Source organism: Microbulbifer zhoushanensis (assembly GCF_021729055.1).
GTDB classification, from domain to species: Bacteria; Pseudomonadota; Gammaproteobacteria; order Pseudomonadales; family Cellvibrionaceae; genus Microbulbifer; species Microbulbifer zhoushanensis.
On the sequence record NZ_JAJSAO010000005.1, the window covers coordinates 85,293 to 98,352 of the forward strand.

Consider the following 13,060-nt stretch of genomic DNA (forward strand, 5'->3'; position numbering starts at 1 on the left):
GGAGGCCACCATGAGCAACCCCACCCTCACCGTAGCCGCACACGTTGTCGATTCCGCGCAGGGACGTGCAGCAGCCTTCGTACCGGTAAACCTGCGCGCAACCTCGACGAATATGCCGCTTTCGGTACAGGCCGACGTGCCGGCTTTTCCCGGCACCTCGCCCGCACTGACTGTTACCGGTACCTGGACCGTCGCCGGAAGCCGCGTCACGGCCAGTGGCATACCTCTTGTCAATACGCAGTCGGTGGGGGTCGGTTACACCCCCGTGCCCGCTTCCTCCGGTCCACTTCAGATCCTGCCAGGAAACCAGCATGTTCTCATCACCTTCTGACCCGATCCACGCGCTGGCCTACCCGCTGGCCCTGGACGAGGACCGCGGTCGGTTTACCAAGACTCTCGACTACGAGCGCTACGTTCAGGACCTGGTGCTGCAGACGCTGATGACGGCGCCGGGTGAGCGTATCAACCGGCCCGAAATGGGCACCCCCATCCCACAACTGCTGTTCGCATCGATCAACGAGGAGGTTGCCGATCTCGTCAAGGCGCAGATCCGTCGCGCGATGGCGCGCTGGCTGGACAAGGTTGTCCGTGTCGAGGGGATCGAGATCCGCCAGCCTGAACCCACCCGTTTCGAGATCGAGGTCAGCTACGTCATCCTCGCCACGGGAACGACGGATGTCCTGAAGCGGACCATGGCGCAATGAGTGGGCTCGGACGCCATATACTCCTCGCTGAGCAGGAGCCCTCGTTCGACCAGACGGGCATCGACTTCATTGCCGTCGACGGAGTCAATCACGCGAAAATCTATATCTACTTCGTGATCGACCCGCTAGAGCCCGATCTCGGTTTCGCGGCGAACGAACTGGATATCGAATGCCTGGGCACCAGCTCCAGGGAACCACGAATCGTCGAGGCCCAGAATTTCGAGGCGCATACGGATGCCCAGGGCAGGACGCGCAACGTGCTGGCGGTAATCTTCGACTCGGGCGCCAGTTTCGAGATGCAGCGCCTGCGCCTGGCTGACCTTACCGGGGCGCGCCTGGATCCTTTCAGCTCGGCCGCGGACTTTTCGTTCAAGCAGGCCTGTCCCACCGTGTTCGATTGCGCCTGCCACGGCGTACCCGGCGACCGTCCCGGCTCCGACTATCCGGTGGATTACCTCGCCCGCGACTTCCAGAGCTACCTCGACACCTTCGCGGCATTCTCACGGGAACGATATCCCCAGTGGCAGATGAACATCGTGCCCGACCAGGCGCGAATGCTGGGCGACCTGATCGCCGCGATCGGCGACGAAATGGCTTTCCTGCAGGACGGCTACCGATTGCAAACCCAGTTCGAGCACCTTACAGAGCGACGCTCCTTCCAGCAGATCACGCGTATCCTCGGTTACAGCCTGCGCCCCGAGCTTCCGGCACAGGGTTATGTGGTGCTGCGCCATTACGAGGGAACCTCCAGGCCAACCGGTCTTCCCCCTTTCGACGAAACCGTTATCGCGGGAACCGCCCTCGCCGGATTTGGCGACAGCGATATGGTGATTCCCTTCGAGGTCGGGGCCAGCTTCGACGACATCCTTGCCGGCACCGGCTATCCGACCAGTGCCCGCTGGACCGATATCCCGGTCCACATCCCGGACGAGACCTGCCCCTGGATCGCCAGGGGCGCGCGCGAGCTGACCGTAACGGGCACCGACCTGGTCCACCCACAGGTCGGCCCCGGTACCAGGATCATGATAGAAACCCGGCCGGTCGACCAGTCCGAGCCGCTCCACCGGATCATTGTGACGCTCGACGAGGACCCCGGGCTGGTCGAGGATGCACTGGTCGGTATGGATGTCACACGACTGCACTGGCGCGCCGAGGATGCACTGCCCTTTGACCTGAAACTGGAACGGGCATTCGTCAGCGCCAATATCGTGCCGGTCGTGTCCGGCCTGACGCACGAAGAGCGCTTTAGTATCGGTGACAACGATCAGGCGCTCCCCACCGCAATTGAACGCGAAGGTCCGCTGTCCGGGAGCGGGGCAAGACGTCCGGTGGTCTACCGTTTCCCGATGGTGCGGACCGTGACCGATGGGCTGTCATGGCGCCCTGCCGCGGGCGACATGCCATGGGACCGCCGCTACAGTCCCGATGTCGCACTGGCGCGGACCAATGCCGAGGGCGCGTTGCAGGAGCACTGGCGGGTGGTCGCCGACCTGCTGGCGGAGGGCCCGGCTGACGAGGCAGCGACCGTGGAAGCCGGCCATTGGGGACCTGTCTTCACCTGGCTCGACAACGGGCAGCGCCGTGAGCATCGGGATTATATTGGCGACCCGGGCTGGTGCCTGCGCTTCGGCGCAAACGGCTTCGGCCTGGCACCGGCAGACGGCGCCTTCTTCCGGCTGCGTTACCGGACAGCATGGGCAGCACATGCCAACCTGCCGCCGGACCGCATGCGGCTACTCGCCGATCCTGCCAACGAGGCACCGGACAGCCTGCCGATGCCAACTGCGATCCTGTCGGCCTCGAACCCGCTGGCTTTCGACAACGCCCAGCCGCCCGAGCCACTGGCCCTCGCCAGGCTGACCGTGCCGCATGCGACGAAGGCGATGCAACTGCGGGCCGTCCGCGACAGCGATTACGAGGCGCTGGTCTCGGCCCGGGATGACATCGACGCGGTTGCCGCCCGATCGTACTGGCTCGGCACCTGGACCGGCACCTTCCTGGCCACGGACCCGAAAGACAGCATTGCCCTCGACGACGACATCAGGACCGAGGTCACCCGCTTCCTGGAAGAGATCCGCCTTGTCGGGCGGCCGGCATACCTCGCCAACACCGCACTCCGTCCGCTCGATCTGCAAATAGTTCTCTGCCACGATCCGCGTGTGCCCTGGGGCCACGTTGTCGAAGCCATCGTTGCAACCCTTGCCGCCGACGATCCTGAAGCACTGTTCCACCCGGCCAACCTCACTTTTGGCAGTCGCCTCCACCGCGCCGCCCTCGAAACCCGGATCGCGGGGCAGAAGGGCGTGACCCGTATCCTCCGCATCCGCTACCGCTGGCGCGGCGAGGGAGACTTCAGGGACTTCACGGAGAGTTTCCTCGAAAGTGCACCGGACCAGATTCCCGTCCTCAAGCACGACCCGATGCGCCCTGACCTGGGCCGCCTCGAGATCTTTGACAGCCAACTGCCACAGGAGACCGCCCCATGAGCGTTGCGACCGACGGCCTCCACTGCCTCTGCCCACCCCGCTTCCCGGCGCTTCTCGATGCCGACGGACGACCGCTGCCGAAACTTTTCGCCGACCACCGTATCGAGGTATTCCAGGCACTCTCGACCCGCGCCAACTTCGCGCACTGGCAAACCAGCCTCGAGGATGACATTGGCCGGATGGTCCTCGAATGGCTGGCGACACTGCTCGACAACCTGTCGTTCTACAACCATCTCTGGACGCTGGAACAGCACCTCGCAACCGCGACACAGGAGGATTCACTTCGCCAGCTGGCGGCCCTGACCGGTTACCAGCCAAGGCCGAACCTTGCGGCGATGGCGCGCATCGCTGTGATCTCGGATGCCCGCGCGCCCCTCGTCCTGACCGGCGGACGGGGTGTAACGTCCGAGGGCAACGACAGGCATCCCGCCCTCGCCTTCGAGACGACAGGCGATGCGCCCATCGACCCCGCGCTGAACGCGATGACGGCGATACCACCGCGCGAGACCACCTTCGACGCTGACTTTGTCGCCATCGGTGGTGCCTTCCGCAACCTTCGCGTGGACGAGCCGGTGCTGTTCAGGAGCGGTACCATCCGCAAGGCTGCGATCCTCGAGGAGATCGGCAATGACAAGTTCCCCTCCGGCGAAAGCTATGCCGAGCTTCAGCTCGACCGCTCGCTGTCAGTCCTCACGGGCAGGGACCTCAGCGATATCGAATTAAAGAGTTTCGTCAACCAGAACGAAGGCCGGGGTATTTCCAGTTACCAGCTGGAGCTCCAGGGTGTGCAGCCGGGCTTCCAGGTGAACCAGGAAATCGCTGCCATCGATGGCGAAAGCGGCGCGCTCAGGTACGGCCGCATCACCGGGGTGAATGTGATCAACCGGGTGTTGATAGAGAGCGAGACCGCACCGGTGCTATCGCCCGTCACGCGGATTTCGCTGGACACCTACGTTACCAACGGCCACGCGCACGTAATATTCCACGGTGCCCGGCGCGGCGGGCACCTGATCGGCGCGCCAAAGACACATCTGGCACTGGCCGATTTCGCAGGACATATCGACGTTGAAGAGAAATACCTGGGCGACGATCTCGACCACCAGGGCGATTTTGTCGTGGTCGATGCGGAGCACCGCAGCGTCAAAATCACCGCCAGCCTCAACGTCAACCCGCACAATCGCCGCGCGGCACTGGAACTGGCCTCGATCTCCAACCCCGCGATCGTATTGAAGGCACCGCTCAGGATCCACGGTAATTTCGCCATGGTGGACCAGGGCAAGACCGTGGTTGAAACCCTCGGCAGCGCCAGTGGCCGGCGTTACCAGACATTCCGGCTCGGAAAGAAGCCACTGACATTCCTGCGCAGCGACCTCTCGGACCCCGAGCCCGCCATCGAGGTTTACGTTGACAGCGTGCCATGGCGCTACGTACCACACCTGTTCGGGATCGCTGCCGACGACAGGGTCTACACCCTGCGGATCGAGGCCGATGGACAGGCCCATGTCATCCTCGGCGGCGTTGCCAATCCCGGCGACAAGAACGTGGCTGCACGCTATCGATACGGGACAACCGGCGACAACCCGGATGCCTTCACCATCAATGCGCTGGCCGGAAAGGTCGAGGGGGTACAGAAAGTCTTCAACCCGTTCCCGGCTCTCGGCGGCCTGAAGGGTGACGATACCGAGGACCTGCGCTTTATCCTGCCCGCACGGATCTCGGCCAACGATCGCTGCGTCTCGGCCAAGGATTACGCGGTGCTCTCGCGCAACTTCGGCGCCCTGGCCGCCAGCGCGCGGCCCTACTGGAATGCTGTCCGCAAACGGGCCGGGGTCGAGGTGACCGCGGTCTTCGATGGCGGCTTCGACCCGGCACTGGCGGGCGAGCTTCGCGATTTCCTCGTCGGCCATGCGCCGGAGGGCAGCCTGGTGAACGTGGCCAGCGCGCGGCCCGCGCCGCACAGCATTGCCCTCACGCTGCGCCTGGCGCCCGGGGCCCGCGCGGCCGATGTTGAACGCCGTGTACGAGACATCTACTTCCACGAGTTTACCGGCCTTCTGGCCCCACGCCGCGCCAGGATCGGCCACACCTGGAGCCGCACCGATTTGCTGGCCCCGCTCAACGGAATTGACGGCATCATTCGCGTCGAACGGCTGAGCCTTGATGGCAGCGAAAGTACCTCCACGATCGCGCAGGCTCCGGACGAATACCTCGATGCGACGCTGGACCTGGAGGTGGTGCGATGAGCAACCCGATCAATGGCCGCGCGCTCGACGGTTTCGAGGAATACTACTACCGCAAGCTTCACTCCTGGATTCCCGAACTCTACTGGACCAACGACCTGGACAACGGCACCCTGGAAACCCTGGTCCGGGCCATGTCCGAGCGGCTCGCGGAGATGCGGCGTGAGATCGACCGGGTCTGGACCGCCTCCTCGATCGAGCTGGCCGACGACTGGGCAGTGAAGTACCTGGGCGACCTGGTCGGTGCCGAGACGCTATCGGCGCAGAACAGCCGGGCGAACCGGACCGTCGCAGCCAATTTCATGAACTACCAGCGACGGAAAACCACCCGCTACCTGCTGGACATGCTCATCACCGATATCGTCGGAACCGAGGGTTATGTCCGCGAGATCGAGCGCTGGCTGGCGCGACCGCCCCACGAGCTGGACATGGCCTACCTCCGCTCGGCACCACTCTCGGGGGGCCCGGTCGGCGGCCTGCCCGAACTGACCGGGCCGCGGGTGGACGACGCCGCGCTTCCCGCGTTTGACGAATTCGCGCGGCTACCGGACTTTGGCCCGCGCGAGGGACGCGCGGCCTCCTACGACTACGCCACGATCCACTTCAACCTGTTCGCGAACGAGAGCTGGCGGGTCGACATGGCGACACCATTCTGGCTGGACGAAACACGCCTTACCCTGGACCCCTCGGGCCGGGCCACGCAGCTCTTCCACAGTGCGACCTTCGACCACCGCGCCGGAAGTTGGCCCGTCGGCCCCGAGGAGTTCCCGGTTCCAATGCGCTGCGCGCGGTTCAACGACGCGCAATTCGAAATCAGCAGCGATGCCCTCGATACCATCGCCTCCCCGGGCCTGACACCTGCCCTGACACCGTGGATCGGTGTCGCATTCCGGACCCGACAGGCCTTCCAGCGGATCCTCGCCGACCAGTTGTCGGCCTCGCTGTACGCAAACTTCCGCGAGTCACTATTGCGCGAGTGCCAGGTTCCCGGTTGCGCCAAGGCGCGCCAGCTCGAGGCTGATGTGCGACTCGACATTGGCCCGTTCGCCGACACCCGGCAGCTCGATCCTTACGAAATTGTGGCCGCCAATCTCTCGCGCTGGATGCCCGGGACACAATGGCCAGAAGACGCCGCCCTGCTCATCGACGTAGCCAGTGGCTGTGTCCAGCTTGCCGAGGCACCGGACGATGGCGCCGCGCCGCCGGAAGTGTTCCACCCGCTGTTCCACCATCTCGGCCTCGTCCACCGTGTCGGGGCCGGGACCTTTCCGCGCGAAAGCGACATCGACCTCGGGCCCACCTTCAACGATGCCAACGACGAAGTGCCGTTCACACCGCCCGGCGCCGGGCTGCAGCCCTTCCGCGATAACCGGCGCTACCTGTGGGAGTGGCCGGCCAACCGACGCTTCAACGTTACCGGCGAGTTACGCCTCGAGGCTGCCGATCGCACACGCCCCTATGTCATCTCACGCACCGATGACCCGGAGCGCGACTTCACCATCGTCGGGACCGGCGGACAGGACAATCACCTGGTCATCGACGGGCTCTGGCTGGGCCTGCTCGGCGATGCCCCTGTCGAAACCGCTGTGGGCGGGGCGCATGAGCCGGCCCCGCCCGCCCATGCCCGGCTGGTCCTCGACGGGCACTTCGAAACGGTCACTCTTCGCCATGTCTCGCTCGACCCGGGCGGCGAACAGGCACGACTCGACCCCGGCACCGCCCGGGCCATCCCCGCCGTGGCACTCGAGATCGAGGGCTCGGTGCGGCTGTTGCGGATCGAGCGGTCAATCACCGGCCCCATCGTCGAAACCCGGACCGACCCATCACTGCTGAACGCCGGTGAAATCCGCATATCGGATTCCATTGTGCAGTCGAACGACCCGGATCGCCCGGCGATCTCAACCGAGCTCGCCCGGCTGCACCTGGTGAATTCCACCGTCCTTGGCGCCTGCCACGCGAACCTGGCCTTCGCCACCAACACCCTGTTCAACGGGCCGCTTTACATCACAAACCGCCAGCAGTCCTGCCTGCGTTTCAGTGCGGTAGCCGGCTACGAGGGGGTCGCCGGCATCGACCCGTCCACCCTGCCCCGCCGTTTCGAATGCGTCGAGTACAGGCGCACGATACCTCCGGCATCGCTGCGTTCGACCCGGTTCGGCGACCCGGATTTCGCGGCGCTTTCGGACCTTGCCGATTCTGGCCTGCTTCACGGTGGCGAGAACCGGACCGAGATCGGCGTGGGCAATTCGAGGTTCTGGCACCAGCGCCGGAACGACCTGGCACGGGTTGTCAGTACCTTTCTGCCCGTTGGGCAAAATGCACAGATTTACGAGGAAACGGGGGGGCGTACATGAAACGTCGTATCACCAGGGAACACGACGCCCGCCAGGGTTACGGCGGCGTCTATTGGGAGGGCGGCGGTGCAATTACCGACGCAGACCTCAACGCCGCCTTCGACGCGCATCGCGAGCGAGACGAGGCCCGGGACCGGGCCTGGATCGCGCCCGCGGGCAGCGCCGACAACGGCTGGCGTGCCGACGGGCTCAGGAACACGGGCGGCATGGTCGATTTCGACCTCGCCGCCGGTCACTACATGCTGGACGGCGACCTCCTGAGAAATCCCGAGAGCTATCCATTTATCGCCCAACCACATGGCCTGTCCGCCCCGCTCGAGCCCAACATGACGCTCGGCTGGCCGGAAGCAGACGAAATAACAGCGGCAGGTGGCGAACGTTTCGATGCGGTGGTAATCGACAACCGGACACTGGCAGTCACGGTCGTAGAGGACAGCGAGCTGGACGAGGTGGCGATGCGCAGCGACCCGGCCACACGCGTCCGCAACTCGCCCAAGGTCCGCATCCTGCCCGGCGTCCCGTCCGCGTGCGCCGAGGCGCGCCCGGAAGTCATGGACCTGCTGGCTGGCGCCTGTGCCGAGGTCGAGATGCCCTCGCCAGCTTTCCGCCCCCGTGGGCGGTTGCGGGTCCACCTGGGCACAGTGGAACAGTCCGACAACCCCTGCGCGCCCGAGCAGGCCCTGGGCTATTTCGGACGACTGAACCACACGATCAAGGTGATGCTGACCGCGCCGGACCGCTTCGTCTGGGCCTACCGTAACGGCGGCGAGCTCTACCGGGCGACGCTCGACGACGACGCCACCCTGCGGATCGTGACTCCCTTTGACGACAGCTCGCGCTTCCCGGTCTCGGGCCAGATTGCCGAGCTTCTGGCCTGGGACAGCCGACTGCCGAACGGGGAAGTCACCGCCGCGCCCCTCGGCCGGTTCCACGCCATCCAGGAGGGCTATTCCCCTGGCGACGAGACCCTGGAACTCGCCACGCCGGTGGACGGCGACCTGCGCGACTGGTACGACGCGCAGGGCGACGGCACATTCCTGTTCGTGCGCTTCTGGGAGCCGCCGGCCGTTGCCATGCAGACCTCCACGGCCACCGATGTGGATGTGCCTCTCGCCACGACCGGAGTAAGACTCGACTTCATCGAGCCGGGCTGTCCGGGCGACCAGTGGACCTTCAGCGTACGCGTCAACGCCAACGACACGGTATTCCCGCAGCGGATGCTCGAACCGGGCGGCCAGCCACCGGGTGACACCCGTCGCGCCGCCGACCTGATCGCGCTGATCCACTGGCAGCTGGACGGCGGGGAAGTGGTGGGACATCTCCACGACTGCCGTCGCAAAATCCGGCCGCTGTGGAAACTCCAGGGCTGCTGCACCGTGACGGTTGGCAACGGCGTGACAAGCTTCGGCGACGTCGACCGGCTCGAGGACGCCATTGCCGCACTGCCCCATGAGGGCGGGCGTATCTGCCTCCTCCCCGGCACCCACACGGGCGGTGTCACACTCCGGAATCGCGCCAACATCACCATCGAGGGCTGCCGGGGCCAGACCCGCCTGGCCCAGGGTCAGGGCGGCGGGCCCGTGCTGACCATCGAGGATTGTGCGGGCGTCAGGATCAGGGATCTGACCATTGATGATGGCAACAGCCTTGCAGTGGCGGCCGCACGTACCCACCAGCTGACGCTGGAGCGAATCGATACGAATGGCCGCGGCTCCGCCATCTCGCTGGTCGACGGCACCGCAACCCGGGTGCAAAACTGCAATTTCCTCGCGACTGAGGAAACGGAGATCATCCCGGCAGAACAATACGCCGAACTGCGCCCGCTCGCGTTCGTCGGCGGCGAGGATCTCGATATTTCCGATAACAGTTTCCGCTGCGACTCCTCCCGCCTGACACTGATGTCGCTCGGCGGCCTGCAGGTCGCCTCGGGGAGCCGGGGCGTCCGGATTGCGGGCAACGTCATCCAGGGTGGACTCGGCCACGGAATTACACTCTGCCACCTGAATCTCATCCAGGTGGTGGGCGTCAATTACGGCGAGGCGAACCTGGTCGCCGAGTTGGGGGACGGCATGATGAAAGCCGTCGATCAGCAGGCTGTCTGGACGCGAAACAGTCGCAAGGCAGATGTGGAAGGCAGCTACCTGCTCGAGCAAAGCGATGCGGTTTCCGCGACCATTGGGGCGGCGCAGGACGTGATCTCGAATGCGACCTTCAGCTTCGTGGAAAACCCCATCAATATCGCCCAGGTCGCCCTGCAGGGCTGCCTTGGCATCGACCCGACACTGACAATACCCGAGCCTGAGGACGAGGATGACGACTGGACACTCTACGTACCGGCGGGTGCGGTAAGCCATGTCCATATCATCGACAACGAGATTACCGGCATGGGCGGCTCGGGCATCTCGATCCCGTCATGGAATCTCTCACTCCGCTCCACCGCCGGCGAGTGTATCGTCGAGCAGTTGGCCGTCGAGCGAAACCATATCAGCAACTGCGCCCGGGTGGCTGTCGCCACGACCCTCGACGACGATGACCTGCAGGAAATCGGTTTTGGCGGCATAGCGCTGCAGGTCGTACGCGGTGCGAAAATCGGCTCAAACATCATCCAGGGGATCGGCACCGATCACCGCAGCCCGTCCGCCGGCATCTACATCTCCGAAGTGCAGACCGGCCACATTCACGACAACCAGATCAGTGCAGTCGGCCGCATCGAGCGCTCGGGAAACCGTAATATCCTGGGTGTGTCGGGCGGTATCCTTATCGACGGCGCCGCGCCGGTCTGGGGACCACCCGTCACCGGCGGCATCATCCGCGATTTCACGGACGGCGAACTTGGCGACCTGACCGATAAAGTCGCCGATGCCGGCGGCGCCGATGCCGGCAAGGAGCACCATGTCTCCAGAAAAAAAAAGGCGGAGATGGTGAAGAACCGGAAATTCTCCGCAAAGGCCGTGGACATCGCGAAGCTGCTTTCCCTGCCGCGGACAGAGGCCCTGCGTATCCAGAACAACCAGGTCACGGTCAATTTCGGCATGAGCCTGGACGTGCGCGGGGCCGGCTCCTTCCATATCGCTGACAATCACCTGACCACCCTCGCCCCGCGGACCAACCCGGACCGGCCCCGGCTGGCGAGCGCGGTATCCGTGGTTAATTCCGGGTTCCCACAGATAGAGTCACTGGTCTGGGTGATGGCCCTGTTCCGCATCTTCCAGATCGAGTTCGGGGAATTCGGGTCGAACTACCTCCTGCAGGTCTTCGTCTCCGCAATGATGAAGGTTTCGGCTTACCGGGACCGGGATATGATCCAGTTCCAGAACAATCATATCCGCACGGAGAGCTTCACGCGCAACGATACCGCCGCCGCAATGGTAACCGTCGTCTCGCCCTATGACGTGCAGATCAGCGACAACACCCTGAAGTCGATGCACAGCGACACCAATGCATTCCTGCACCTGCTGGCGACAGGCCTGCTCTCGATCCAGTGCGTCTCAAACCGGATCGAATCCCGGCCGCAAGAAGGCGTCCTTGGGGCGGCGCTGACCGCCGGGCGTGACAACACCACTTTCCTGAACCATGCCAGTCACCAGATGACACAGATGCGGATAACCCCCGCTGTGCCGTCCGGGCCAGGCAACATCCAATCCTGATAAAAGCGAGGCGCCGCCATGGCGAAAGCGTTCAGCGACAACATTCTGGACCGAACAGGGGCCGACCTGGAAGAAGCCTTCGAACGGGCGCGTATCCGGCACAAGGCACGCAGAGAGGCCGCGCAGGAGGCGACGGCCCGGGCTGCCCGCTGGGGCGGATTCGCGAGAGACCCGGGATACACCGACACACTGGTCTGGCGATCAATTTCACTGGCGCAGGCCCAGGGCACTGCAGAAAGCGCAACAGAGGAATTGGATGATGCCCACGCGACCATGAAGCGGCTCTCCACCCGATCCGACACTGAGGAAGCGCGTGTCTTCGGCCATGTCGAGTCACCGACCGGCGGCGGCGAGGCAGACCTGATCGATTCCAGCGGCTGCATCATCGCTACCTCGCCGATCGACAGGCTCGGCTACTTTGCCATCGTGGCCGAAGCGACGGGGGAGTCGGCGCGGATCGAGATCCGGGACGCCCAGGGGCAGCTCGCCGTTCTCGACGGTCGCCCACTGGAACTGACCCCGGGGCTGATGGTAAAGCGCGATTTCACCACCGGTCGCTGCGGCAAAGTGGAACCCAGGCCGGACCAGCCGTCTGAGGAGGTGGTAATGCCCGACCTTATCGGCAAGACCACCAAAGATGCAAAGGCGACGCTGGGCGAGCTTGGCGACTTCCGCATCAGCTACGACGAGAGCCACTCGGACAATGCGCCTGCGGAGACGGTCATCACCCAGGCGCCCGATCCCGGTCGTACCCTGGCACCGGGCGGCCTTGTGCTTCTCGGCATCTCCCTGGGTCCCGAACCGGAACAGGCCATGCCCGACCTGATCGGGCGGACCGAAGAGGAAGCCCGCAAGGCTCTCACCGACCTGCAATATTCCGTAGTGCAGTTCGCCCAGGTAGTGGACCGTAAAAATGCGGGCCGCGTGGTCGAGCAGAGCCCGGAAGCGGGTGCCGCCGTCGGCGAGAACACTGAAATCAAGCTTTGCATGGGCGTTGCCGCCCGGCTGATGCCCGATCTCGTGGGCCGGACCCGCAAGGAAGCCCTCGAAATTCTCGTGCCGGACTACATCGATGCCCCGACAATCCATGAGAAACCCAGTGACGGGCCCACCGCGGTCGTCCTCGAACATGACCCCAAAGCGGGCGAAGCCGTCGGCGATGCGGGGGTAACACTGGTCATCTCGGTCAAGCAGGCGGAAGAAGGTAACGGCCTCTCGATGCCGGACGTGATCGGCAAGAGGCACAAGGATGCCCATACTATCCTGCGCCGCGCCGGGATCGAAAAAATCGAAACCGTTACCAGGCCCCACGACGGGCCTGAGAAGGTGGTTATTGACCAGAGCCCCGCGGCTGGCGAGAAAACCGGGAACAGCGCGACCATCGTGGTCTCTGCAGCACCCGAACCACCGAAAGAGGATGCGGAGAAACCTCCCATCATGCCCGACATCACCGGGAAAACCCGGGCACAGGCGCTCAAGCTGCTCAAGGCAGAGGGTATCGGGGAACCTGAATTTGATGAGGACGCAGCCAGGCGCAGGGGGGCACGGGTGCGCAAGCAGACCCCGGCCGCCGGCAAGCCCCTGAAAAAGGGTCAGCGCGTCAAGCTCATGTTCGCGAAGCCCAGGTGA

The 13,060-nt window shown here is 64.6% G+C and carries 7 protein-coding genes; all 7 read left to right on the forward strand.

The window, feature by feature from the left end:
• Window positions 1-10 precede the first annotated feature (10 nt).
• From LVD10_RS11195 to LVD10_RS11225, 7 genes are read left to right on the forward strand one after another with little or no spacing between them, the layout of a single operon-like run.
• Window positions 11-331: a hypothetical protein gene (locus LVD10_RS11195; RefSeq protein WP_232941845.1), complete on the forward strand. Its 321-nt coding sequence runs from the start codon at window positions 11-13 to the stop codon at window positions 329-331.
• Window positions 312-704 carry a GPW/gp25 family protein gene (locus tag LVD10_RS11200; RefSeq protein WP_232941843.1) on the forward strand — a complete coding sequence of 131 codons (393 nt, stop codon included), beginning with the start codon at window positions 312-314 and terminating at the stop codon, window positions 702-704. The genes LVD10_RS11195 and LVD10_RS11200 overlap by 20 nt, the downstream gene beginning before the upstream one ends.
• Complete coding sequence (locus LVD10_RS11205; protein WP_237063677.1) at window positions 701-3,190, forward strand: baseplate J/gp47 family protein; 2,490 nt, start codon at window positions 701-703, stop codon at window positions 3,188-3,190. Before LVD10_RS11200 ends, LVD10_RS11205 begins: the two co-directional genes overlap by 4 nt.
• Entirely contained in the window at window positions 3,187-5,433 is a 2,247-nt protein-coding gene (locus LVD10_RS11210) for a baseplate J/gp47 family protein (RefSeq protein ID WP_237063678.1), read from the forward strand. Before LVD10_RS11205 ends, LVD10_RS11210 begins: the two co-directional genes overlap by 4 nt.
• Window positions 5,430-7,784: a hypothetical protein gene (locus LVD10_RS11215; protein ID WP_237063679.1), complete on the forward strand. Its 2,355-nt coding sequence runs from the start codon at window positions 5,430-5,432 to the stop codon at window positions 7,782-7,784. Before LVD10_RS11210 ends, LVD10_RS11215 begins: the two co-directional genes overlap by 4 nt.
• Window positions 7,781-11,431 (forward strand): right-handed parallel beta-helix repeat-containing protein, encoded by a 3,651-nt coding sequence (locus LVD10_RS11220; RefSeq protein WP_237063681.1) that lies wholly within the window; start codon window positions 7,781-7,783, stop codon window positions 11,429-11,431. The genes LVD10_RS11215 and LVD10_RS11220 overlap by 4 nt, the downstream gene beginning before the upstream one ends.
• Before the next feature lie 18 nt (window positions 11,432-11,449).
• Window positions 11,450-13,060: a PASTA domain-containing protein gene (locus LVD10_RS11225; RefSeq protein ID WP_237063683.1), complete on the forward strand. Its 1,611-nt coding sequence runs from the start codon at window positions 11,450-11,452 to the stop codon at window positions 13,058-13,060.